The sequence below is a fragment of the Pseudomonas sp. AP3_22 TE3818 genome (assembly GCF_053628995.1).
This window is the reverse complement of sequence record NZ_JBRJHL010000001.1, coordinates 1,226,706-1,251,539: the sequence shown is the minus strand read 5'-3', so window position 1 is coordinate 1,251,539 and position 24,834 is coordinate 1,226,706. Positions and strand designations below refer to the sequence as shown.

At 59.7% G+C, this 24,834-nt stretch carries 23 protein-coding genes; 12 read left to right on the top strand and 11 right to left on the bottom strand.

Going from position 1 to position 24,834, the window contains the following annotated elements; genetic code table 11:
* The 3 genes from rimM to ffh form a co-directional block, all read right to left on the bottom strand.
* Positions 1–537: a ribosome maturation factor RimM gene (gene rimM / locus AB7M25_RS05945; protein ID WP_007972729.1), complete on the bottom strand. Its 537-nt coding sequence runs from the start codon at positions 535–537 to the stop codon at positions 1–3.
* Between the two features lie 5 nt (positions 538–542).
* On the bottom strand, positions 543–794 hold the full coding sequence (rpsP, locus tag AB7M25_RS05940; protein WP_007972721.1) for a 30S ribosomal protein S16: 252 nt from the start codon (positions 792–794) through the stop codon (positions 543–545).
* Between the two features lie 408 nt (positions 795–1,202).
* Positions 1,203–2,579 (bottom strand): signal recognition particle protein, encoded by a 1,377-nt coding sequence (ffh, locus tag AB7M25_RS05935; protein ID WP_218477635.1) that lies wholly within the window; start codon positions 2,577–2,579, stop codon positions 1,203–1,205.
* Positions 2,580–2,789: 210 nt separating this feature from the next.
* Between ffh and AB7M25_RS05930 the strand changes: the two genes are divergently transcribed.
* The 5 genes from AB7M25_RS05930 (at position 2,790) to rlmF (ending at position 10,875) form a co-directional block, all read left to right on the top strand.
* Positions 2,790–3,602, top strand: coding sequence for a cytochrome C assembly family protein (locus AB7M25_RS05930; RefSeq protein ID WP_104449306.1), 813 nt, complete (start codon positions 2,790–2,792; stop codon positions 3,600–3,602).
* Between the two features lie 12 nt (positions 3,603–3,614).
* Complete coding sequence (locus AB7M25_RS05925; protein ID WP_454237058.1) at positions 3,615–4,847, top strand: transporter associated domain-containing protein; 1,233 nt, start codon at positions 3,615–3,617, stop codon at positions 4,845–4,847.
* Positions 4,848–5,204: 357 nt separating this feature from the next.
* The gene (locus AB7M25_RS05920) at positions 5,205–6,521 is read left to right on the top strand and encodes an MFS transporter (RefSeq protein WP_429385032.1); all 1,317 of its coding nucleotides are present in this window, start codon (positions 5,205–5,207) and stop codon (positions 6,519–6,521) included.
* A 230-nt stretch (positions 6,522–6,751) separates the two neighbouring features.
* Positions 6,752–9,598, top strand: a complete 2,847-nt coding sequence (locus AB7M25_RS05915; RefSeq protein ID WP_095965484.1) for a valine--tRNA ligase — start codon at positions 6,752–6,754, stop codon at positions 9,596–9,598.
* 245 nt (positions 9,599–9,843) lie between these two features.
* Positions 9,844–10,875, top strand: coding sequence for a 23S rRNA (adenine(1618)-N(6))-methyltransferase RlmF (gene rlmF, locus AB7M25_RS05910; RefSeq protein ID WP_429385034.1), 1,032 nt, complete (start codon positions 9,844–9,846; stop codon positions 10,873–10,875).
* Between the two features lie 155 nt (positions 10,876–11,030).
* On the opposite strand, the gene AB7M25_RS05905 is transcribed toward rlmF, so the two are convergent.
* Positions 11,031–11,468: a DUF3757 domain-containing protein gene (locus AB7M25_RS05905; protein WP_429385036.1), complete on the bottom strand. Its 438-nt coding sequence runs from the start codon at positions 11,466–11,468 to the stop codon at positions 11,031–11,033.
* Positions 11,469–11,770: 302 nt separating this feature from the next.
* On the bottom strand, positions 11,771–12,052 hold the full coding sequence (locus AB7M25_RS05900; RefSeq protein ID WP_007905514.1) for an HU family DNA-binding protein: 282 nt from the start codon (positions 12,050–12,052) through the stop codon (positions 11,771–11,773).
* A 396-nt stretch (positions 12,053–12,448) separates the two neighbouring features.
* On the opposite strand from AB7M25_RS05900, the gene yejK reads away from it, so the two are divergent.
* The gene (gene yejK / locus AB7M25_RS05895) at positions 12,449–13,453 is read left to right on the top strand and encodes a nucleoid-associated protein YejK (protein ID WP_008018580.1); all 1,005 of its coding nucleotides are present in this window, start codon (positions 12,449–12,451) and stop codon (positions 13,451–13,453) included.
* Positions 13,453–13,803, top strand: coding sequence for a glutaredoxin family protein (locus AB7M25_RS05890; protein ID WP_102698474.1), 351 nt, complete (start codon positions 13,453–13,455; stop codon positions 13,801–13,803). Before yejK ends, AB7M25_RS05890 begins: the two co-directional genes overlap by 1 nt.
* 128 nt (positions 13,804–13,931) lie before the next feature.
* On the opposite strand, the gene AB7M25_RS05885 is transcribed toward AB7M25_RS05890, so the two are convergent.
* From AB7M25_RS05885 to AB7M25_RS05870, 4 genes are all read right to left on the bottom strand, one after another.
* Positions 13,932–14,867, bottom strand: coding sequence for a glutathione S-transferase family protein (locus AB7M25_RS05885; RefSeq protein WP_429385040.1), 936 nt, complete (start codon positions 14,865–14,867; stop codon positions 13,932–13,934).
* Between the two features lie 84 nt (positions 14,868–14,951).
* Positions 14,952–15,236 (bottom strand): GIY-YIG nuclease family protein, encoded by a 285-nt coding sequence (locus tag AB7M25_RS05880; RefSeq protein ID WP_429385042.1) that lies wholly within the window; start codon positions 15,234–15,236, stop codon positions 14,952–14,954.
* A gap of 40 nt (positions 15,237–15,276) precedes the next feature.
* Positions 15,277–15,747 (bottom strand): nuclear transport factor 2 family protein, encoded by a 471-nt coding sequence (locus AB7M25_RS05875; RefSeq protein WP_429385044.1) that lies wholly within the window; start codon positions 15,745–15,747, stop codon positions 15,277–15,279.
* A 110-nt stretch (positions 15,748–15,857) separates the two neighbouring features.
* Entirely contained in the window at positions 15,858–16,481 is a 624-nt protein-coding gene (locus AB7M25_RS05870) for a response regulator (RefSeq protein ID WP_429385047.1), read from the bottom strand.
* A gap of 472 nt (positions 16,482–16,953) precedes the next feature.
* On the opposite strand from AB7M25_RS05870, the gene AB7M25_RS05865 reads away from it, so the two are divergent.
* From AB7M25_RS05865 to AB7M25_RS05845, 5 genes are all read left to right on the top strand, one after another.
* Positions 16,954–17,682 (top strand): fimbria/pilus chaperone family protein, encoded by a 729-nt coding sequence (locus AB7M25_RS05865; RefSeq protein WP_429385049.1) that lies wholly within the window; start codon positions 16,954–16,956, stop codon positions 17,680–17,682.
* Positions 17,683–17,792: 110 nt separating this feature from the next.
* A complete protein-coding gene (locus AB7M25_RS05860; RefSeq protein ID WP_429561045.1) occupies positions 17,793–20,276 on the top strand; it encodes a fimbria/pilus outer membrane usher protein in 2,484 nt (827 codons plus the stop codon).
* 10 nt (positions 20,277–20,286) lie between these two features.
* The gene (locus AB7M25_RS05855; protein WP_429396667.1) at positions 20,287–21,429 is read left to right on the top strand and encodes a DUF1120 domain-containing protein; all 1,143 of its coding nucleotides are present in this window, start codon (positions 20,287–20,289) and stop codon (positions 21,427–21,429) included.
* A gap of 87 nt (positions 21,430–21,516) precedes the next feature.
* On the top strand, positions 21,517–22,134 hold the full coding sequence (locus AB7M25_RS05850) for a DUF1120 domain-containing protein (RefSeq protein WP_454237057.1): 618 nt from the start codon (positions 21,517–21,519) through the stop codon (positions 22,132–22,134).
* A 78-nt stretch (positions 22,135–22,212) separates the two neighbouring features.
* A complete protein-coding gene (locus AB7M25_RS05845; protein WP_454237056.1) occupies positions 22,213–22,863 on the top strand; it encodes a DUF1120 domain-containing protein in 651 nt (216 codons plus the stop codon).
* A gap of 7 nt (positions 22,864–22,870) precedes the next feature.
* On the opposite strand, the gene AB7M25_RS05840 is transcribed toward AB7M25_RS05845, so the two are convergent.
* A complete protein-coding gene (locus AB7M25_RS05840) occupies positions 22,871–24,181 on the bottom strand; it encodes a CynX/NimT family MFS transporter (RefSeq protein WP_429518564.1) in 1,311 nt (436 codons plus the stop codon).
* Complete coding sequence (locus AB7M25_RS05835; protein WP_218482049.1) at positions 24,171–24,830, bottom strand: FadR/GntR family transcriptional regulator; 660 nt, start codon at positions 24,828–24,830, stop codon at positions 24,171–24,173. Before AB7M25_RS05835 ends, AB7M25_RS05840 begins: the two co-directional genes overlap by 11 nt.
* Positions 24,831–24,834 lie beyond the last annotated feature (4 nt).

The window sequence follows — 24,834 nt, the reverse complement described above, 5'->3', positions numbered from 1 at the left end:
TTAGAAATCCGCGTCCCAATCCACCTTCATCTCGCCTGCCGCCAGGTCGACGGCCAACACGCATTGCTCGGTATAGGGCAACAGGCGTTCGCGATCATCCAGGCTGCCAGCGCAAGGCTTGACCACCATGACATCGTTCGAGCCGGTCTCCAGCAGGTGATCGATCTTCCCGAACAGTTGCCCGAGGGTGTCGATGACCTTGAGACCTTCCAGCTGGTACCAGTAGTACTCGCCGTCGGTCAGTTCAGGGAACAGGTTGCGCGGCACGCAGATCTCATAACCGGCCAGAAGACGAGCTTCTTCACGATCATCAAGACCCTTGAGCTTTGCGACCAGGAACTTGTCATTCCCGCGTCCGCTGACCAGCTCTACCTGCTTTACATTGCCGTCACGCTTGAGCGTCCAGGTTTTGTAATCCAGCAGGTTCTTAATCGGATCAGTAAAGGAGTACACCTTCACTTCGCCGCGAACGCCGTGAACAGAATAAATCTTGCCGATAACGATCAAATCATCAGCAACAGCTGGCGTCGCGTTCATATTGCTCAGGCCGCAGCCTTAGCAGATTCCTTCAACAACTGAGCAACGCGCTCAGAAGGTTGTGCACCAACGCTCAGCCAGTAGGCTACGCGCTCTTGGTTCACGGACAGACGAACTTCCTGACCACGGGCAACAGGGTTGAAGTAGCCAACCTGTTCCTTGTGCGAACCGTCGCGCGGGTTGCGGCTGTCGGTTACGGTCAAGTGGTAAAACGGGCGCTTTTTGGAGCCGCCAAGGGCAAGACGGATTGTTAGCATGTGAACATCGTTCCTGTAGTCGGTGCTGCAAATCTAAAGGCACAGCGGGCATGGGTGCCCGAAAGGCCGCATATTCTAAGGAATATCCGGACTTTTGCAAATGACTTTTTCCGGCGGTCTATCGGCCGCCATGCAGATTTGCTATAGAGCCGTCGTTGAAAACGGCCGGTCAGCTCCCGCCAAGTGCGGGTTTGCTGTGTATCCCACGTCCGTGTGGGGCTGCGCCGACCTGATGGCCGGCGCGAATTCGTGTGTCCTTTCTCGTCAATACGCTCACATTTTGGCAAGTGACTGGTGCCCTCAGGCAAGGCGCCGCGACGAGTCATAGCCCGCTATGGCGAGGAGCGGCAACGCCGCATGAGGGCACCAGACGCCGCCAAAAGTGAGCAGTATTGGCGTGAAAGGACACTATATTTTGGGCATGCCGCCACCGGGCAACATACCGCCCATGCCGCGCATCATCTTGGCCATTCCGCCTTTTGCAGAGAACTTCTTCATCATCTTCTGCATCTGCTTGTGCTGCTTGATCAAGCGGCCGATGTCCTGCACCTGGGTGCCGGAACCCATGGCGATCCGGCGCTTGCGCGAACCGCTGATCATCTCGGGGTCGCGGCGCTCGGCCGGGGTCATGGAGTTGATGATGGCTTCCATCTGCTTGAATTGCTTCTCAGCCGCACCCTGGGCGTTGCCCATTTGCGCCAGGTTCACGCCACCCATGTTCGGCAGCTTGTCCATGAGCCCGCCGAGGCCGCCCATGTTCTTCATCTGTTGCAGCTGATCGCGGAAGTCTTCGAGGTCGAAGCCCTTGCCCTTCTTCAGCTTTTTAGCAAGCTTGTCGGCCTTGTCCTTGTCGAGGGTCGCTTCCGCCTGCTCGATCAGGCTGAGCACGTCGCCCATGCCGAGGATGCGCGAGGCGATACGCTCAGGGTGGAACGGATCGAGCGCTTCGCTCTTCTCGCCCATACCGATGAACTTGATCGGCTTGCCGGTGATCGCACGCACCGACAGCGCGGCACCGCCACGGGCGTCGCCGTCGACCTTGGTCAGGATCACACCGGTCAGCGGCAATGCATCGCCGAAAGCCTTGGCCGTGTTGGCGGCGTCCTGGCCGGTCATGGCGTCGACCACGAACAGGGTTTCGACCGGGTTGATCGCGGCGTGCAGGGCCTTGATCTCGCCCATCATCTCTTCATCGATGTGCAGGCGACCGGCGGTATCGACGATGACCACGTCGATGAATTTGAGTTTTGCTTCCTTGATAGCCGCATTGGCGATGTCGACCGGCTTCTGGCTCAGGTCCGACGGGAAGAAGGTCACGCCGATGTCATTGGCCAGGGTTTCCAGCTGCTTGATCGCCGCCGGACGGTAGACGTCGGCGGACACGACCATGACCGACTTCTTCTTGCGCTCTTTAAGGAAGCGCGCAAGCTTGCCGGCGGTGGTGGTTTTACCAGCGCCCTGCAAACCGGCCATGAGGATGACCGCTGGCGGCACTGCGCTCAGGTTCAGGTCTTCGTTGGCCGCGCCCATCAGGCTTTCGAGCTCGGCCTGGACGATCTTCACGAAGGCCTGGCCCGGCGTCAGGCTGCGCGACACCTCGGTACCGACGGCACGCTCCTTGACCGAATTGACGAAGTCCTTGACCACCGGCAGGGCGACGTCGGCTTCGAGCAACGCCATGCGCACTTCACGCAGGGTGTCTTTGATGTTGTCTTCAGTCAGCTTGGCCTTGCCGGTGACATGGCGCAGCGTCTGCGAGAGACGTTCGGTTAAGTTTTCAAACATTGCGCGATCCTTTCAGGCCCTGTGTAGACCGGGATAATGGCGGCCCGGACCGGACTAAATGTGTGCTCGGCGAGCCTGCGGCGTGGGCAGGTCGCGGATTATAGCGAAGACTGTGGCCGGCGGACACCTCGCCGTCGGGTTGCGCGGTCTTTCGTGTGGCAGGGGTTCTATGCCAAACTCAGCGACTTTCGGGCTTGCCTAACAGGATTTATGCTCCCCTTGTCACCCAGCTTGCTAACTACCCTCGCCGCCGCCTGCTTGTATGCCGCTGCGACCATTTACCAGGGCACTCACCTGGCGTCCGGCGCCAAGGTCAACAAACGCCTGCTGGTCATGCTCGGCGTGCTCGCCGTATTGGCCCACAGCATCAGCCTGCTCACCCACCTGCTGACCCCGACCGGCCTGGCCCTGGACTTCTTCAGTGCCGCCAGCCTGATTGCCGTGGCGGTCATCGCACTGACCCTGCTGGCCTGCTCGCGGATTCCGGTAGAGAACCTGCTGGTCCTGCTGTTCCCGCTGGGTGCCTTGACCGTGATGCTGGCGCATTTTGCCCCCGCCGGCACGGTACAGGTCATCGATGAGGAGCCGGGCATCCTCGCCCACATCCTGCTTTCGATTCTGGCCTATGGCATGTTCACCATCGCAGTGTTCCAGTCCTTGCTGCTGCTGGTTCAAGACCACCAGCTCAAGCACAAGCACCCCTCCGGGCTGATCAAGAACTTCCCGCCGCTGCAAACCATGGAAAGCCTGCTGTTCGGTTTTCTCTGGGCCGGCTGGACGCTGTTGTCGCTGTCGCTGATTTCCGGCTGGCTGTTCGTCGAGAACCTGTTCGCGCAGCATCTGGTGCACAAAACCCTGCTGGCCTGCCTGGCCTGGGTCGTTTTCAGCGTGCTGCTGTGGGGACGCAATCGCCTCGGCTGGCGCGGACATAAAGCCATTCGCTGGACCCTGGCCGGCTTTTGCCTGCTGATGCTGGCGTATTTCGGCAGCAAGCTGGTTCGTGAATACATCCTGCATATCTGACGGGCGGCATTAATGGACGACTTGCCCATAGGGCCGATGCTCGCGGTAGTGACCCTGCTGGTTTTATGGTCGGGGCTGTTTACCGCCATCGAAGCGGCGCACCAGCATTTGCTGGCACAGCGCACCGCAACGCGTTCCAGCGACAAACCGGTGGCGAAACTCAGCTTCCCTCTGGCCAGCCTGATTTTTTGCAACACACTGTGCCGTGCACTCGTGGTGGTCATCAGCACCTTGCTGGCCATTTTCACCTGGGCCGAGAACGGCCCGTGGGTCGCCTGCCTCGGGGCGGGCGCCATGTTGCTGGTGTTTTCCGACTACTTGCCACGCACTCTCGCCGCTCGCTATCCGGATGCGATCCTGGCCCAGGGCAACAACCTGCTGCGGTTGCCGCTGACAATCATCTATCCCGCGGCATGGCTGCTCACCAGCATCAGCCGTTTGCTGACGCGCCCATTCGTCCGTAAAGCCAAAGTGGTGCAACAAAGTGAGGACGAAACGCTGACGGAGCGCCATGCGCCCTCCGAAACCGTAAGCCGCCCTCACCCGCTGCCAGGCATCCACGCGCTGGACAACATCACCGTCAATGACATCCTGGTACCACGCAGCGACGTGGACGGCATCAATCTCGATGACTCCATCGAAGAAATCATCGAGCAGTTGCGCCACAACAAGCGCACGCGCCTGCCGGTGTTCCACAGTGATATCAACCAGGTCGAAGCCGTCCTCAACACCCGGCACATCCTGCACTTGCTGCCCGATGCGAGCCTGACCAGGGAAGCCTTGCTGGCGGCCAGTCACGAGCCGTACTTCGTGCCGGAAAGCACCCCGTTGCAGCTGCAACTGCTCAACTTCCACAAACAGCAGCGACGCCTGGGCATGGTGGTCGATGAATACGGCGAAGTGCTGGGCATCGTCACCCTGGAAGACATTCTCGAAGAAATCGTCGGCGAGTTCGAAAGCCAACACAGCCTGGACAACCCGCACATTCATCCGCAAGCCGACGGACGCCTGGTGATCGACGGAGCCGCGTCCATCCGCGAACTGAACAAGAGCCTCGGCTGGCACCTGCCCAGCGATGGCCCGAAAACCCTGAACGGCTTGGTCACCGAAGCGCTGGAAACCATCCCCGAAAGCGCGGTGTGCCTGAAGATCGGCCGGTATCGCCTGGAAATCCTCGAGACCGAGGACAACCGCGTCACGCGAGTGTTGATCTGGCAGACCAGCTCGATGCCTGTGGTTATCTAGGATTCGACGCAACTTCCTGTGGCGAGGGAGCTTGCTCCCGCTCGGGCGCGCAGCGGCCGCCTCAGGCCTGCTTCGCAGTCCAGCGGGAGCAAGCTCCCTCGCCATATAAAGCCAGAGCCCAATCCAGCTACTTGTTTGATCGTTAGCTACCTTCCTATAATCGAATCGCTTACCCAAGCCTCGCCGGCCCCGTGCTTACCCCGCACTTCGCAGCTTCCGGCCCGATCATCAGCAAGATCCGCAACAAACCGACGACTGTTCCTACCTGAAACAGCGACCGCGCCCCCACCCACATCCCTGGGTTCTCGACCATAATAATTCGCTCCACTGGGGCACATGACTGTCAGGGATCACCGCATGACGACCAGCACGACTTACAGCGACTCCACACCTGCCCAACCGACGAACTCCGCTACCCGCGTGGCCACTGCAAGCTTCATCGGTACCGCCATCGAGTTCTACGATTTCTATGTTTATGCCACCGCCGCGGCGCTGGTGATTGGCCCGGTGTTCTTTCCGCAGACATCTGGCACCGCCCAGATGCTGTCGGCGTTTCTCACGTTCGGCATCGCCTTCCTCGCCCGTCCCTTGGGTTCGGCCCTTTTCGGCCACTTTGGCGACCGTATCGGTCGCAAATCGACCCTGGTTGCCTCGCTGCTATTGATGGGCGTGTGCACCACGCTGATCGGCGTGCTGCCGGGATACGACAGCATTGGCGCCTGGGCACCGATCCTGCTGTGTGTCCTGCGCTTCGGCCAGGGCCTGGGGCTGGGCGGTGAATGGGGTGGCGCGGCATTGCTGGCCACGGAGAACGCGCCGAAAGGCAAGCGCGCCTGGTTCGGCATGTTCCCGCAGCTGGGTCCCTCCATTGGCTTCCTGGCGGCCAACGGCCTGTTCCTGACCCTGGCCGTGGTGCTGGACGATGAACAGTTCCGCTCATGGGGCTGGCGAATTCCGTTCCTGCTCAGCGCCGCGCTGGTGATGGTTGGCCTGTACGTGCGCCTCAAGCTGCATGAAACCCCGGTGTTCGCCAATGCCATGGCGCGCCAGGAACGGGTGAAGATCCCGCTGTTCGAGCTGTTCGGCCAGTACTGGGCGCCCGTCTTGCTGGGTGCCGGCGCGATGGTGGTGTGCTATGCGCTGTTTTACATCTCCACGGTGTTCTCCCTGAGTTACGGCGTTGCAACGCTCGGCTACAGCCGCGAAACCTTTCTCGGCCTATTGTGCTTCGCAGTGCTGTTCATGGCGGCTGCCACCCCGCTGTCGGCCTGGGCCAGCGACCGTTACGGGCGCAAGCCGGTGCTGATCATCGGTGGCGTGCTGGCGATCCTGTCCGGCTTCCTCATGGAACCGCTGCTGACCCAAGGCTCGACCTGGAGTGTGGCGCTGTTCCTGTGCATCGAACTGTTTCTGATGGGCGTGACATTTGCGCCCATGGGCGCGCTGCTGCCGGAGCTGTTTCCGACCCACGTGCGCTACACCGGTGCTTCGGCGGCCTATAACCTGGGCGGTATCGTGGGCGCCTCCGCAGCGCCGTTCTTCGCCCAGAAACTGGTGGCGATGGGCGGACTGAGCTACGTCGGCGGGTATGTGTCCGGGGCGGCGCTGCTGAGTTTGATTGCGGTGCTGTGCCTGAAGGAAACGCGGCATAACGATTTGAATCAGGTCGCCTGACAGATCGCTTTCGCGGGCAAGCCCGCTCCCACAGGGTTGGTGTCGATCACAAGATAGCTGTACGACATATAACCTGTGGGAGCGGGCTTGCCCGCGAAGGGGCCCTCTCTGACAAAACACCAACCACAACTTTTCCCCCGCCCATTGTCACCTCGCTCTACGCGCATCGGCTCATCCCCGCTATACTTCCCGGCTTTTCCTGAATAAATGCCAATAGGGTCCCGCCGCGCATGGATAAGACCTACCAGCCGCACGCCATTGAAACTTCCTGGTACAACACTTGGGAGTCAGAGAATTACTTCGCCCCGCAAGGCGCGGGCGAGTCCTACACCATCATGATCCCGCCGCCGAACGTCACCGGCAGCCTGCACATGGGTCACGGCTTCAACAACGCGATCATGGACGCCCTGATCCGTTTCCGCCGCATGCAGGGTCGCAACACCCTGTGGCAGCCGGGCACCGACCACGCCGGTATCGCCACACAGATGCTGGTAGAGCGTCAGCTCGAAGCCAAGGGCCAGAGCCGCCATGACCTGGGCCGCGAAAAATTCCTCGAGAAAGTCTGGGAATGGAAGGATGAGTCCGGTGGCAACATCAGCCGTCAGATCCGTCGCCTCGGCTCGTCCGTCGACTGGAGCCGCGAGCGCTTCACCATGGACGACGGCCTCTCGGAAGCCGTGAAAGAAGCTTTCGTGCGTTTGCACGAAGACGGCCTGATCTACCGCGGCAAGCGCCTGGTCAACTGGGACACCAAGCTGCACACGGCGATTTCCGACCTCGAAGTGGAAAACCATGACGAGAAAGGTTTCCTGTGGAACCTGAAATACCCACTGGCCGACGGCGCCAAGACTGCTGAAGGCAACGATTTCCTGATCGTCGCGACCACTCGCCCGGAAACCATGCTCGGCGACTCCGCCGTCGCGGTGAACCCGAACGATGAACGCTACAAAGCCCTGATCGGCAAATTTGTCGAGCTACCTCTGGTTGGCCGCCGCATCCCGATCATTGCCGACGATTACTGCGATCCTGAATTCGGCACCGGCTGCGTGAAAATCACCCCGGCCCACGATTTCAACGACTACGAAGTCGGCAAGCGTCACAACCTGCCGCTGCTGAACATCTTCGACAAGAACGCCACCGTTCTGCCGGCCTGCCAGGTGTTCAACCTCGACGGCACGCTGAACGAAACCATCGACGGCAAGATCCCGGCCGAATACGCCGGTCTCGATCGCTTCGAAGCGCGCAAGCAGATCGTGGCCGCGTTCGATGCTGCCGGTCTGTTGGTCAGCGTTGACGACCACGCCCTGAAAGTGCCGAAAGGCGACCGTTCCGGCACCGTCATCGAGCCATGGCTGACCGACCAGTGGTACGTGTCCACCAAGCCGTTGGCCGAACCTGCGATCGCCGCCGTTGAAGACGGCCGCATCCAGTTCGTGCCGAAACAGTACGAAAACATGTACTTCTCGTGGATGCGTGACATCCAGGACTGGTGCATCAGCCGTCAACTCTGGTGGGGCCACCGCATTCCGGCCTGGTACGACGAGTCGGGCAAGGTCTACGTCGGTCGTGACGAAGCCGAAGTACGTGCCAAGCACAACCTCGGCCCGGACGTTGCCCTGCAACAGGACAACGACGTTCTCGACACCTGGTTCAGCTCGGGTCTGTGGACCTTTTCCACCCTTGGCTGGCCGGAAAAAACCGAGTTCCTGAAAAAATTCCACTCCACCGACGTTCTGGTAACCGGCTTCGACATCATTTTCTTCTGGGTTGCCCGGATGATCATGCTCACCATGCATCTGGTGAAAAACGAAGACGGCACGCCGCAGGTTCCGTTCAAGACCGTGTACGTTCACGGCCTGGTGCGTGACGGCCAGGGCCAGAAGATGTCCAAGTCCAAGGGCAACGTCCTGGACCCGCTGGACATCATCGACGGTATCGAACTCGAAGCCCTGGTGCAGAAGCGCACCTCCGGCATGATGCAGCCGAAACTGGCGAAGAAGATCGAGAAGCAGACCCGCGACGAGTTCGCCGAAGGCATCGCCAGCTACGGCACCGACGCCCTGCGCTTCACCTTCTGCTCGCTGGCGTCCACCGGTCGTGACATCAAGTTCGACATGGGCCGCGTCGAGGGCTATCGCAACTTCTGCAACAAGATCTGGAACGCGGCGCGCTACGTGCTGGACAAGGGCGAAGACTGCGGCCAGAACGGCGAAGCCTACGAGCTGTCACTGGCTGACCGCTGGATCATTTCGCAGCTGCAACGCACCGAAGCCGAAGTGACCCGTCAACTCGACCAGTTCCGTTTCGACCTGGCGGCACAAGCGCTGTACGAGTTCATCTGGAACCAGTACTGCGACTGGTACCTGGAACTGTCCAAACCTGTGCTGTGGGACGAAAACGCACCGGTCGAACGCCAGCGCGGCACCCGTCGCACCTTGGTGCGCGTACTGGAAGTCGCCCTGCGCCTGGCGCACCCGTTCATGCCGTTCATCACCGAAGAAATCTGGCAGCGCATCGCGCCGCTGGCCGGCATCGAAGGCAAGACGATCATGCTGCAACCTTGGCCAGTGGCCAACGAAACCCGCATCGATCAGGCGGCCGAAGACGACATCGAATGGCTCAAGGGCCTGATGCTCGGTACCCGTAACATCCGTGGCGAAATGAACATCGGCCCGGGCAAACCGCTGCCGCTGTTCCTGAAGAACGTCAGCGCCGAGGATCAGCGCCGCCTGACCGAGAACGAAGCCCTGCTGAAGAAGCTGGCGCGCCTCGAATCGATCACCGTGCTGGCTGCCGGCGAAGAAGCACCACTGTCCGCCACCGCACTGGTCGGCGAGATGGAAGTACTGGTGCCAATGGCCGGCCTGATCGACAAAGGTGCGGAGTTGGCGCGTCTGGACAAGGAAATCCAGCGTCTTCAGGGTGAAGTGCAACGTGTCGGCGGCAAGCTGTCCAACGCCGGTTTCGTAGACAAGGCACCCGCCGAAGTCATCGAAAAGGAGCGTGCCAAACTGGCCGAGGCCGAACAGGCCCTGGGCAAGCTGGCCGAGCAGCACGCGCGGATTGCCAGCCTGTAACGGCAGATCGCAATGAAAAAGGGAGGCCGCTAGTGGCCTCCCTTTTTTGTGCCTGCCACTTTCCTGCATCTAATGAAGCCCCCCTGTGGGAGCGGGCTTGCTCGCGAAGAGGCCATAACATTCGATATAAGTATTGACTGAAAGTCCGCTTTCGCGAGCAAGCCCGCTCCCACATTTGATTAGTGTGACGCTCAGATGTGGGACAATGCCCGCCACTTTTAGCCATACCCGAATCGACCGCCGCCATGACCGCCCCCCGCACACCGAAACCTGCGCGCAAAAAGCCTGAATCCGCGCCTGCGGCCAAAGCCGCGGCGCCGCGTGAGAAGGCCAGCCTGCATCCGCGCAATCGCCATCAGGGTCGCTACGACTTTCCGGCGCTGATCAAAAGCACGCCGGAACTGAAAAAATTCGTGATCATCAATCCGTACGGCAAGGAAAGCATCGACTTCGCCAGCCCGGAGGCCGTGCGGGTGTTCAACCGGGCGCTGCTCAAGTCGTTCTATGGCATCGCTCACTGGGACATTCCCGCCGACTACCTGTGCCCGCCAGTGCCAGGCCGTGCCGATTACGTGCACTTCCTCGCCGACCTGCTGGCCAGCGGGAATGACGGAGCGATCCCCCGTGGTGCTGCCGTGAAGGTGCTGGACATCGGCATGGGCGCCAACTGCGTGTATCCGCTGATCGGTTACAGCGATTATCGCTGGCAATTCCTTGGCTCCGACATCGATGCGACCGCCATCGCCGCGGCGAAGGCCATCATTCAATCCAATGGCCTGAACAAGGCAATCCAGGTACGCCAGCAGAGCAACCCCAAGCAAATCCTCACAGGCCTGCTGGAGAGCGCAGAGCGGTTCGACCTGACCATGTGCAACCCGCCATTCCACGCCTCGCTGGACGAGGCCACGCGGGGCAGTACGCGCAAATGGCGAGCCCTGGGCAAGGCCGATCCGAAACGCAAGCTGCCGGTGCTGAACTTTGGCGGGCAGGCGGCGGAACTGTGGTGTGAGGGCGGGGAAGTGCGTTTCGTCACGCAACTGGTCAGCGAGAGCGTGCAGGTGGCGCAACAAGTGCTGTGGTTCAGCACGCTGGTGTCGAAAGCGTCGAATCTGCCGGCGATCCAGAATGCCCTGACCAAGGCCGGCGCGCTGGACAGTCGGGTGGTGGAAATGGGTCAGGGACAGAAGCAGAGCCGCTTCGTCGCCTGGACCTTCCAGACCCAGGCGCAGCAACAGGCCTGGCGTCAGGCGCGATGGTCGAAGGCTACAGCTGAGTAAAAAGTTAAACGCACAAAAAAGCCGTGCCCGGATGACTCCTGTACACGGCTTTTTAACAAGCCTTAGCGGTTAGCAATGTCGCTCATATCTATATCCACAAACTGCCTGAGCTTTCCGGGCAACTTCGATAACAAGCAAGTTCAGACACCTTCATATCAGCGTTTTGTTGTACGAACAACTTCTTTGAACGCACAGGCACGTACCTCCTTGCTATCGCAGTAATACTGACCAAACCATTCCTCCCATGGCCCATTAGTATCAATGCTCACGACAGTTCCCTCTCGTTTGTATCTCATATCCAGTTCGCCTCCATTTTGCAGCATGTAACCGCAACGCAGAATTTCACCGGCTACAGTGCTGATCTCGGCCGCTATGCGAGGTGCGAATATCGCCAGTTCGAACTTACCAACCGGCCCACGACCGGTTTGCGAAACACCGTACCATTCCCCGTCTCCACTGGCTGTCGGGGCTTTATAGGCACCGGCTGCCAACTCCCTGATGTCAGCAGGGCTTGGGCAGTACTCGGTCACATTGGCCAACGCCTGACCGGACACCAGAATCGATACGCACATCAACAACTGTTTAACTTTCATAAAAAACGTCCCTGTAACGAAAAACTGAAATTTGGTTTTGGCTTTTACGCAAAGCCATGCGCTACGCCTTATCGATACTACCGACCCAAGGCGCACACTCAACTGTCAGTTCTGTAGGAGCGTTCGTTTTATACAGGGAGAAAAGTGTTATTCGGAACAAACGAGCTATCCCGATGAAACGCGCGGCAACAACCGCTTTCACAAATAAATTATTGCCAAAGTTTACCTTGCGTAAACTTTTTAAACGCCCATAAAAAAACCGTGCCCGGATCGCTCCGGCGCACGGTTTTTCTTAACAAGTCTTACTTGTTAACAGCGTCGGTCAGGCCTTTGGCCACAACCAGCTTGATCACTTTCTTGGCAGCGATTTCGATGGCAGCGCCAGTCGAAGGGTTGCGGCCGGTACGGGCAGGACGCTCAGTCACTTTCAGTTTGCCGATACCTGGCAGAGTGATTTCGCCGCCGTTTTCCAGCTGATCGGCAACGATTTGGCCCAGTTGGTCCAGAGCGTTACGCGCGGTGGTTTTCGGCGCGTCGATAGCTTCAGCGATGTCGGCGATCAGTTGGTCTTTAGTAAGAGCCATTTAGTGTTCCTTCCCTATCAAATTCATATGGATTGCAGAGTGCAATGTCAGCCATCGAGCCCGATCTTTTGGATCCGGCACCCTCGGCCAAATAACCTCGGGATCGGGGTTATAGATACCGAAATCAGGGTTTGGTTCGACCTGACAAATGCTGACTGCACGCTTAACGCAGTGACTTCGCGCAAGACCGGGCAAAGCTAGCACACAGACGTGGAAATATCCGCCTCTAGCTACCCATTTGGTCAGCTTTATTGCGCTAAAACAGGAAAAAAACGCATAAGCGCCGTCGGTCGCCTGCCAATTGCCCTTCGCACCGCGCCAAAACCAGTGGTTGCGGTACACTGGGCGCTTTTTCGGGGGAGCACGCCCTCCTCTCCTCATTCAGCCGAGAAGCCCATGCCGATCCGTCATTGCATCGTCCACCTGATCGACAAAAAACCCGACGGCACACCTGCAGTTCTCCACGCCCGTGACTCCGAACTGGCCGAGTCCGCGGCCATCGAGAACATGCTCGCCGACCTCAACGAAAGCTATAACGCCAAACAGGGTAAAGCCTGGGGCCTGTTCCATCCGGAATCCGGTGCATTTCCGTTCAGCGGCTGGCTGAAGGAGTACCTCGAAGGTGGCCAGGATTTCACGGCGTTCAGCCGCGTGGCGGTCGAGCACCTGCAAAAACTGATGGAAGAATCGAATCTTTCGGTTGGCGGCCACGTGTTGTTCGCACACTACCAGCAAGGCATGACCGACTACCTGGCCATCGCCCTGCTGCACCACAGCGAAGGCGTGGCCGTAACCGATGAACTGGACGTGACCCCGTCCCGTCACCTGGACCTGGGCCAATTGCACCTGGCGGCGCGGATCAACGTTTCCGAGTGGCAGAACAATAAACAATCCAAGCAGTACATTTCTTTCATCAAAGGCAAGAACGGCAAAAAGGTTTCGGAGTATTTCCGCGACTTCATCGGCTGCCAGGAAGGTGTCGACGGTCCGGGTGAAACCCGCACCCTGCTCAAGGCCTTCAGTGATTTCGTTGAAAGCGAAGACCTGCCGGAAGACGACGCCCGCGAGAAGACCAAGACCCTGGTGGATTACGCCAGCAGCCAGGCCAAGCTCGGTGAGCCGATGGGCCTGGAAGAATTGTCGGGGCTGATCGACGAAGAACGCCCGAAGGCCTTCTACGATCACATTCGCAACAAGGACTACGGCCTGTCGCCGGAAATCCCGGCCGATAAACGCACCCTGAACCAGTTCCGTCGATTCACTGGCCGCGCCGAAGGCTTGTCGATCAGTTTCGAAGCGCACCTGCTGGGTTCGAAGATCGAGTATGACGAAGAAGCGGGTACGTTGATCATCAAGGGCCTGCCCACTTCGCTCACCGATCAGCTGAAGCGTCGCAACTGATGCTCGGCGGCGTACTGAAAAAATTCCTGCTGATCCTGCTGGTGGTCGTGGCTTACCAGAACTGGGGCAAGATCGAGCGGGTGTTCAACCCTTCGCAAGTGGTGCCAGCACAGACGCAGGCCCGCGCCAACGTCGTGCTCTACGCCACCGAATGGTGTGGTTACTGCAAGCTGACCCGGCGCTTTCTCGATCAGAAAGGCATTCCGTACAAGGAATTCGATATCGAGAAAGATGCCGTCGCGCGCAAGGACTATGAGGCCTTGGGTGGTGGAGGGATTCCGATTATCGATGTGAACGGAACCTTGATTCGCGGGTATGACCCGGATGCGATTCTGGCGGCGTTGAAATAACTGACCAGGTTCACAAAACCCTTGTGGCGAGGGAGCTTGCTCCCGCTGGACTGCGCAGCAGTCCCTCTTCAAGGGCCGCTTCGCGACCCAACGGGAGCAAGCTCCCTCGCCACAGGTGTAATCCTGCGTCAGATCGCTTCGATACGGAATCCAAACCGCGGGAAGTGCACATGCACCACGCCGCCACGCTCGTCCTTGCGTCGTACGATCAACTCTTCGCTGCCGACAAACAGCAGCTCTCCCGCGACCGGATCAACGCCATAGTCCGTGGCCGCGATCACCACCTGCTGGCCCACCGTGAATCCGTTGGGATCGACGAACTGCTCATCCGGCAATGCCGCTGGTGTGGAACTGCGCGCCACCTCCAGCGCCTCTTCGGACGTCATCTCGCTGGAGGCGCCATGACCAAAGCCCAATACCCGAGAGAGCCACGCATTGACTGCCGGGTAAGCGTCGACCAGCGGAGCCGTCACCGGTGTGGCCTTGAGGAACCAGAGGCAATGGGCCAGAGCAAAGTCGGCAATCGACGGTTCACCGAACAGGAAATCACCCTCTTCACGCTGCAACTGCAACTCCAGCCGCGACATGATCGTTGGCCACTGATGCTTGGCCTGTTCAATAGACAATTTTGTCGCGCTACCACCACTGAACAAACCGGCACGGTCGGCCAGAAACGCCTTGATCGCTTCCGGCGATAAATTGCCAAAGCGCACCGCTATCGATTCCGGCTGGAACACCAGGCTGACCGCGTGCTGGAACACAACAGAGTCGGCCCAGGCTGCAAACGACGCGGTGATCATTTCCTGACCTTCCGGAAAGAACGCCGGCAAGGCTTTTTCCTGTTCCAGTCGCCGGGCAATCAATGCCGTATCGCAATAAATATCTGCACCGACCTGCAACACTGGCGTCTTGCGGTAGCCACCGGTCAACGCCGTAAGGTCCGGTTTGGGCATCACTGGCGAGATCTTCACCGAGCGCCATGACAAGCCCTTGAAGCCCAGCAGCAGGCGGGCCTTCTCGGCAAAGAGGGACGTCGGGTAATGATGCAGAATCAACTCGGACATGCTCGGCTCCGCCGCAAGGATCAGGAATCCGCAGCTTAGCGCGCAATCAACTGGCAGCCTACAGATCTGCCTGATGGGAACTGATCAGTCAGAGTGATAAGACGCGACCAGACATTCCTTGGCGCTTTTGCGCAGTTTCTTGATCAGCCGTTCCTGGCGCAGCGCTTCGCTTTTGTCGCGACAACGTTCGGTGTAGACCAGCGCCATGGCCGGGCTGGACAGAAAGAACCGTGCACCCTTGCCACTTTGATGCTTGGCGAAGCGGCGCACGGGATCATCGCTGACCCCGCAATACAGCGAACCATTGGCCGCGCGAACGAGGTAGACGAACCAGGGCTTGCTGACGGGAGACGCGCTTGGGGTGGTCACGGCACGATCAAGGCTTGAAAGGAAACAAGCCGCGATCTTATCAGCGACCGGCCTGAAATGCCTTCAGCCCCTTCAATGCCTGGGCGCGAACGGCGTTGCGCACCAGTGGCGTCCAGCCCAGAAGCAAACCTTTGAAACCCAATGCCTGACGTGACCAGGTCCAGAGATCAAAGCTGTCGTGATGCTCGCAGATCTTGCCGTCGCGAAAAACGAAGCGCGCCTGGATGTCGTTGACCACGGTGTTGCCGGTCTGGCTGAACAGGTAGGTCGCGACCCAATGGGCGCCACCGGTGCGCCCGTCGGCGTGAACATGATCGAAGGTCAGGGAAAAATCCTTGGCCCGGGTAGTCAGCATGCGCCACATGTCACCGGCATCGCGACCGCGAAGCTCACCGAACGCCGGGTCACTGAACACCACATCATCGGTGTAGCAGGCCGCCATGGCTTCGGCATCCAGGCGCTGGAAAGCCTGGTAGAAACGGGTGATCAAGGCGCTATGGGCTTCACTCATCTGCGGGTTCCCCTGGGTTTGCATAATGATTTCGAAAGAGTGCCCGCACGATAGTCTGCAAATGCATCGAACACTATCGGCATTCACGACGAAAATAACGCGATGACTATTCAGGTCATTCCGCTGTCCCGGGCGTAGGAAAAAAGATCAACGTCCGTGGAAATACCTAACCGGAGCATAGCCATTTTCTTTTGCTTACTGATGGTCGACACGCTGCGATTGAAGTGAACGGCGATTTCGCTGACGGTCATGCCACTGGCGAGCATTCGGACCACTTCGTGCTCCTTGGCTGACAAGGGTGATTCGTGAAACTGATCGCGGGTATTGGCCAACAGCGTGCGCAGGGACTTGCTGAGGTAACGGCGCCCTTCTTGCACCGCATTGATTGCCAGGGGCAACTCCGTCGACGATGCAGTTTTGGCAACGATGCCCATCACCCCTTGCGCCAGCGCAGCCCTAGCCGTCACCACACTGGTAAACATGGTCACCAGAATGATCGGCAAGGTCGGGTAATGGCGCTGAATCGTACTCAACATCTTCAAACCATCGGCCTGCAGCCCTCCCGGCATGGAGAAGTCGGTGATCAGCAGTTCGCAGGACGTGCTTGAAAGCAGATTCATTAAGTTGTCGACACTGTCGGCCTCACCGACGATCACGCACCGTCGACTGGCGTTGATGAGTATGCGCAGCCCGACACGAACGACGGAATGGTCGTCAGCAATAACGACTCGCATTGTGGGATACCTCCTGCTGGTGGCGCAAAAGCGCGGAAAGTAGCGCCGTTCCTGCCCCTTCCACAACGCCTCGAAAAACCCTCCGACGTCGCATCCCCAATGTATTCAATGGGCTAACTCTTTGCCCATCCAACAAACAGATGGATCCTACATTGCAGCGCGCTGAAGACTACGCAGAAGGACTACAACTAAAAGAGCCCTCCTTAGAAATCGCTGCGTAGTCCGTAACACTCTTTCATACACGCCCGCTCTCTTTTCGTATTAGTTGCATTCCTCCAGCGCCCCTTGCGCACTAACTTGTCGCCTGCCAAGCAGTCCGGCCACCCCTGCCCAGAACTGCACTCATTCTTTGCCTGACTATCAATGACATGAAGAAGACGCCTACGCCCCTGAGCACTGCCTGTTTGTTCACGGAACCTCTGCGCCACCTGTATTGCGAGCCATGCCAACAGTCTTTTATCCGGGAAATCCAATGAGCGACATCAAGACAATATTTTTCAAGCAGTTGCGCCGCCTGACCCACACGGGCATCGGTGCGTGCGCTCTGATATGGACCGTACAGGTCCACGCCGACGGCATGGTGCCTGATACCTCCGTGATCATCGTCAATGAAGCCAACGGGGAAACCGCCGTATCCGTGACCAATACCGACGCCAGCCTGGCACTGCTGCACGTCACCATAGAAGACATTCCCGAAGACACCGAACCATTGGTATTCGTGACGCCACCCTTGGCACGCGTTGAAGCCGCCAAGACGCAGTTGGTGCGCTTCATCCTGCAATCGGAAAAGCCCCTGCTCACCCAGCGATTGAAACGGGCGATTTTTGAAGGCATCCCCCAAGGCAAACCTGCTGCCGAAGCCGGGCATGCCCGTGTGGGTGTGACGGTGCGCCAGAACCTGCCGATCATCCTCCATCCTGCGGGCCTGGCGCCCAACCGCACGCCATGGACCGACCTGAAATGGTCGCTGCAGGAGGGTCAACTGACCGTACGCAACGAAACACCTTATGTCGTACGCCTGGCTCAGGAAGTACAACTGCTGCCTTCCGGAAGCGCCGCGACGCTACCGCGAACCTACGTACTGCCCGGTGACCAGATCAGCATTACGGTCCCTGCAAAGGCTGCCACCCAGGTTCGAATCAATCCAGCGACCGTCTATGGCTTTGCTGTGCCTCCCTATGACGCGCCGATCGCCCTCTAGAGCAGACATCATCGATAGCGCCATGCAGGGAAAAGCAGGCGTCGACATTTCAGCGTGACGGAATCCGAAGCGGATCAAGCCGGCACCCTGGCAGAACCCAAGTGAACCCCATGAACACCGTATTGAAATACCGTGATGGCGAAGCCATGCCTGCGATTCGGCCGGCCAGCACGTCCCCTCATCTGTCGCGAATCCGGACCGGCATGGTGTTGCTGCTTGGCAACGTGCTGATAGGACTCGAAGCCAATGCCGATGACCTCAATGCCGATCTGTTGCTGACTTCGTTCGACCGGAAAACGCTGATTCAGCGGGGTATCGACCCCAGTCTCGCAACCCAACTATTGGCCGCCCCAAGCTTCACCGCCGGCCGACATCCGATCACCCTCACGGTCAATGGCCAGCGTCGCGGCCGGGTCGACGTCACGTTCAACCGGGAGGGCGACTTGTGCTTTGACCGTTCCCTGCTGGATGCGGCAAACCTGAGCGAGCCATCGATTCCGGCCAACGACAAAGGCTGTTTCGATGTGCTCGCCACTTGGCCGCAGGCTCGAATCGAACAGGATCCGGCCAATCTCGGCCTTTCCTTGATAGTGCCCACCCAGGCGATACGTCCGGTGGTCCGGGATATCTCCGGTTATCAAACCGGCGGTATCGCCGGGCTACTCAACTACGACATCAACAGCCTCCACAGCCAATACGGCAATCGATCGAGCCGCTACCTCTCAGCCAACACCGAAGCCGGTTTCAATGCCGGCGACTGGATTGTGCGCAGCCGTCAGGTGCAGACCTGGCAGAACGATGTGTCGCACACCACTCACCTGGCGGCTTACGCCCAGCGCACCTTTGCTCGCCACGAAACAGTGCTTCAAGCGGGTCAGGTCAATCTCTACAACCCGGTACTGGCGGGTGCGCAAATCACCGGCGTTCAGGTCATGACGGAGCAGGCGCTCCAGGTCGAAGGCCAAGGCAATCCCATCGAAGGGATTGCCCGCAGTCAGGCCCAGGTCGAAATACGCCAGAACGGTTCGCTGATCCACTCGACAGTAGTACCGGCCGGACCGTTTTCCCTGAGTAACGTACGTCGGCTCGACAGTCGCTCCGATGTTGAAGTCACCGTCAAGGAAGCGGATGGCAGCGAGCAACGCTTCACCGTCCCCGTCGCCATGCTCGGCGTTGGCCTGCCGGCTCCCGGCTTTTCGTTGGCCGCCGGCCAGGTACGCCGTCTCGGCGACGCCCGGAGCGGCGAACCCTGGGTGATCAGCGGCGGCTGGAGTGGAGCACTCAACCCGAATGTCTTGCTCAGCACCGGTGCCACCGGTACCGCCGATTACCGTGCTGCGGGCGCTGGCCTGAGCCTGCTGCCAGGGCCCGCTACACAGATCCAGACCACCCTGCAAGCAGCCGACACCAGCACCCGCCAGGCCGACAGGGGGCTTCAGGCCGACCTGAATGTTTCGCAACGCTTGGGTGAACAGTGGTCGATCAATGCCGCAACTTCGTACAGGACATTCGGCTATCGCGACTTGTCCGAGGCGGTGTTCGATACTCAGTCCGAGCGTAGCCAGTCGCGCTACCGCGATCAGCAGAGCCTTTCGCTGGCCTGGTCACACCCCGGGCTTGGCGCGTTCAGCAGCGGCTTCAATCGTTCAACGACATTCGACGGGCAAAACAGCAGCCGCGCCCTGGCGTCCTGGGGCACCCGGATTGGCGACGTGTCGGTGTCGGCCACCGCGCAATGGCAAGTCAGCGGCACCCAACGTAGCGACGACAGTGTCTACCTGAGCCTCAGCCTTCCACTGGGTGAACGTCGCCGGGCGCGCACCTGGGTACGCAGTTCCGCTGGCGAATACCGCAGCGGTGTCGGCTTGAACGAGCAGATCAACGACCAGTTGAGCTACCGGGTCGGTGTCGAGCACGACACACGAGACAAACAAGTGCAGTCCTCGGCGGGGGTTTCCCTGCTGCCGCGCTACAGCCAACTGGACTTGAACTACACCCGCTCCCATGCCGAACGTTCCAGCTACCAGGTTGGCGCGCGTGGCGGGGCCGTTCTGCACGGCGACGGCCTGACGTTATCGCCATACGCCGTAAGGGACACCTTCGCGTTGCTTTCGGTTGGCGATGAAAGCGCCATCAAAGTCTCGACCCCAAGCGGTCCGGTCTGGACCGACTGGAAAGGTCAGGCCGTGGTGCCTCAAGTGAGCGCCTATGGGCGCAGCCCGGTAGAAGTCGACACCCGCTCACTGCCACGCAACCTCGATATCAACAACGGACTGGCCGTGGTTTCCGCCGGACGCGGGGCCGTCGACAAGGTCGAGTTCGGTGTCACCTTGACCCGCCGCGCCCTGCTCAAAGTCACCACGGACGACGGTGCCCCACTGCCCCGTGGCGCAACGGTAAGCAGCGCAGACGGTGAATTCATCACGCTCGCTCAAGAAGGTGGATTGGTGTTTCTGCCCAACGTTCTGAACACCCGCGACCTGTGGATAACCGCACCAGGGCTGGAGCGCTGCGAACTGCGTTTCGAACTGCCGGCCAAGGCCAATACCCAGGTGTATTACGAGACCGCTGCCGCCCGGTGCCGCACACTTTGAGGATATCCCCATGAAGCTGTCCCACCCTTTGTTGCTGACACTCGGCACGTTGATGTTGAGCGGACTGGCGCCGCACGCCTGGGCCCTGGCCGATGAATGCAAGCTCACCCTGAGTCAGCCGGTAGTCGATTACGGTTTGACGAATCGGGCCATACGCGCCAATGGCTCCGCAGAGCAAACCCTGGGCGAGCGCCACCTGAGCCTGAACCTGAGCTGTCCCCAACCCACTGACATGATCCTGTTCTACCGTGCCATGGCCGCGACCGCCGAGCGCTTTCGCTTTGCCGAACACGGCAGCTATGCCGTGCGCATGAGTGACGCCGTGCTCGATGGGCAACCGGTGGACCTGGGCTTGATTTCTGCCGTCGGCCAAGTACCTGAAGCATCCGCTTCGAGTTTGCTTTGGCAACCGCAGCAGGCCATCGTTCCGGTTCGGGGCGGTGTGGCGGCGCAAGGGCAAAGTCTTTCGGCGCAACTGGAGCTGACAGCCTGGGCGTCGGAAAAAGCCTTGCAGGTACGTGACGCCGTAGTCTGGGAAACCACCGGCCTGTTCGACGCGGTCTCGACGGGCCTCTCAAGAGAAATAACCCTGCGCGCCAGTTTCGCGCCCACCGCGTGCAAAGTGGAACTGTCCAATGGCGGCCGGGTGGAATTCGGTCGGCTAACGAAAAACGATCTGAACGCTGACAAAAGCACCCGACTGCCACTCAAGGATTTGACCCTGCGAGTTGACTGCGACGCCCCGATGGAATTTGCCCTGGTCATGCATGACAACCGCCCGGGCTCGGCAACGATCAACAGCGAGATTTACTACGGGCTGGGTCTGGATCACCGCAGCAACAAGATCGGCCTGTACTCACTGAATGTCGATCCCGCTAACGCCAGCGCCGACAGCTTCGCCCGCGTGTATCGAACCGACTCCACCACCCAGGGCAGGGCCTGGAGCACCTCCAGTTCGACCCCCATACCCTTCGCCCAGAGAAGCTATCTGGGCTTTACCGACAGCGCCGGTAGCACCGCAGGCCCGGCCAATATCCAGAATCTCACAACCACGGTGACGGTCGAGGCCGTCATTGCCCCCACCGCGAGCCTGGACCTGAGCACCGCCGTTCACCTCGACGGCTCGGCGACGATCGAAATTCTTTACCCGTAACACCCAACCCTGCCTTGTTGAAGCCGCGGAGCACTTACGCCCCTCGGAACATTCAAGGCCAACAACGAAAGAAAGGAAGTTTTATCCATGAAAAAGTACCTCGCTGCACTTGCTACAACAGCCGCGATCAGCACCACCCCTCAGGCCTTCGCCGTGGGCGATACCCTGGAGGTCAAAGGCACTATCACACCAGTAGCTTGCACACCGACATTCTCCAATGGCGGTCTCATTGATATTGGCAAGATCTCGTCATCACAGCTTAAGCAAGATCAGAATACGAAGGTTGGGGATGCACATCCGATGCAATTGACCATAGCCTGTGATGGTAAAATCAGTTTCGCACTGAAGCCAACTGACAATACCGGCAACTCATCACCGGTTGGTCAGTTTGCGTTTGGCCTTGGTCTGACCCCCAAGAACGAAAAGTTGGGCTTCTTTGTCCCCAGCGTCACGAAAGTCACAGCGGATACAGCTGAAGGGGAGGCAATCGAATCAACCGACGGATTATCCTGGGCGAAAGCCACCGCAGCCAAACCGGGATATTTCTTGTCCTTTACCACTACTGGCGGCTCCCTACCGATTGACGCTAAAGATGTCACCTATGATTTTACGGTCGACACCTTTATCGCTCGCGCCGACTCGCTGGACCTGACTGACGAAATCGCCTTTGAAGGCTCCGCGACGTTCGACGTGGTTTACTACTAAGCGTCAAGGCACTGAACCGTTCGTTGCCTGAATGAACGGTTCAGCGCCTATACCTCTACGAAAAAAAGGAATTTATCGATGAAGCGTATTCCCATGGCTCTGACCACCGGACTGCTGATGGGCATGGCGACTGCTGCTCTTGCGGTGTCCCCCAATGCACTCTTGGTCAAAGGCACCATCACCCCGGTCGCCTGCACCCCGACTTTCTCCAACAACGGTCTTGTCGACTACGGAAAAATCTCCCGACAGGACCTGAACGTCGACAAAAGGACGCAATTGCGTGACGAATCACTCGACCTCAACATCAGCTGCAACACAGAAGCACGTTTCGCATTGAAAATGCGCGATAACCGCGAAGGTTCGGCCATCGTCAACAGTGAGATCTACTACGGCCTGAACGTCGACCGCAGCGGCAACCGGATCGGTCTGTACTCACTGCACTTCGATCCTGCCAGCACCGTAGCGGACCCTCTGCCGCAAGTGTATCGAACCGACTCCACCACCAAGGGGCAGGCGTGGAGTACATCCAGTTTCAGCTCCATACCAATTGCCGCCAACAGCTATCTGGGCTTTACCGATGTGGCGGGCAGCACCGCAGGTCCTGTCAAGATCAAGAACCTGAGCAGCCGGGTCACGCTCGTCGCCATCATTGCCCCCACCTCAACGCTGGACCTGAGCGAGGATGCAATACTCGACGGTTCCGCGACCCTGGAGGTTGTCTATTTATAGGCATCCGTCACGGTTGAATTTTCTCGCTGCTGACTTGCACATACAGCGCCCTCCCGGCACCCAGACCGGCGATGATCGCCCCCAGGCCGATGACGCCGAAGATCCAGCCCACCGCCGTCCAGCCACCGGTCCAGTCATGCACGAGACCGACCGCGAACGGCCCCATGGACGCCAGGGTGTAACCAAAACCCTGGGCCATGCTCGACAGGTTCGCCGCCACGTGGGAATCCCGCGAGCGCAGCACGATCAGGGTCAAGGCCAGGCTGAACGTGGCGCCCTGCCCCAGCCCCAGCACGATCGCCCAGCCCCACAAACCTTCGATCGGCGCATACAGGCAACCGAACAGACCGCCGAGGGTCAGGACCATCACGATCACGATCGCCAGGCGCTGGTCCTTGCCACGAGTCGCCAGCCAGGGCGCGGCGAGTGAGCTGACCAGTTGCACGATCACCGAACCCGACAGCACCAGCCCGGCCTGGGTCGGGGTCAGGCCGCGACCGATCAGGATCGACGGCAACCAGCCGAACACGATGTAGGCCAGGGACGATTGCAGGCCCATGTACAAGGTCACCTGCCAGGCCAGCGGATCGCGCAGCAAGCCTCGAACACGATAGGCAACGTTGTGCGCGCCGTGTTTCTGGCTGACTTGCGGCAGCCAGAACAGCGCCGCCGCCAATGCCGGAATAACCCAGAAGCCGAGGCCCAGCGCCCAGCGCTTGTCGAAGTGCTCGCTCAGCGGCACGGTCGCACCCGCCGCCATCGCCGCGCCCAGGCACAGGGCCATGGTGTAGACGCCGGTCATGGTCCCGGCCTGTTTCGGGAAATCGCGCTTGACGATGCCTGGCAGCAACACACCGATCACGCCGATGCTGGCACCGGCTAGCACACTGCCGGCAAACAGGCCGATCCCACCGAATGAACTGCGCAGGATGATCCCGCCAGCCAGGGTCAGAAGAATGCCCAGCACCACCCGCTCCGCCCCAAAACGTCTGGCCAGCAGCGGTGCCAGCGGCGCAAACAGGCCAAGGCAAAGCACCGGCAACGTGGTCAGCAATCCTGCCGCAGACGCCGACAAGCCGAGGGACTTCGAGACCTCGCTGAGCATCGGCGCCATGCTCGACAGCGCCGGGCGCAGGTTCAGCGCCACCAGAATCAGGCCCAGCAGCAACAGCCACGGCCGGCGCAGAACCGGGTGGGTTTGCTGAACCTGTTCGTCATCGGCCTCGGCGTCGATCAGCAGTTCTTCCAGCTCTGCCGAACGTTTAGCGGCTGTGGATAAATCACCGCGCGGTATCGACTTCTCGGTTTCAAGGTTCATTGATCAACTGCCTCGACAAGGATTTGGCCCGCTCCGGGTCGCGTTGTTCGACGGCATCGAGCAATTCGATATGCAGGTCGAACACTTCCTGGCGGCGCGGGACGATGCTCAGGGTCTGGCGCAACTGCGCGCCGACGATGCTGGAGAAATAGCGATACAGCTCGCTGAGGGTCGGGTTGTGCGCGGCGTCCACCAGGCGGCGGTGGAACACCAGATCGCAGGCGATGTAGGTGTCGAGATCGCCGTGGTAGTGACTGCCGCTGACACCCAGCGCCTCGCGCAATGCCACCAGGTCCTCATCGGTACGGCGCATGGCAGCCAGACCGATGGCCTCGACTTCGAGGATGTGTCGGGTTTCCCGGGCCTGCTCAAGGGAGCAACGGGACAGCGCCTTCAGGGTATCGAGCGGATCGACCACCGCCCGCACGTAACTGCCGTCGCCCTGGCGGATTTCGATCAACCCGGAAAACGCCAACACACGCATGGCTTCGCGCACGGTGTTGCGGCTGATGCCCAGTTCCGCCGACAACTCGGGCTCGGTGGGCAAACGCTGGCCAACGACCCAGATGCCCTGGTTGATACGCTGGCGCAGTTGGTCCAGGGCCTGATCGACCAGGGATCGTTTCACCAACGGAGAGATTTCTGACATGGAA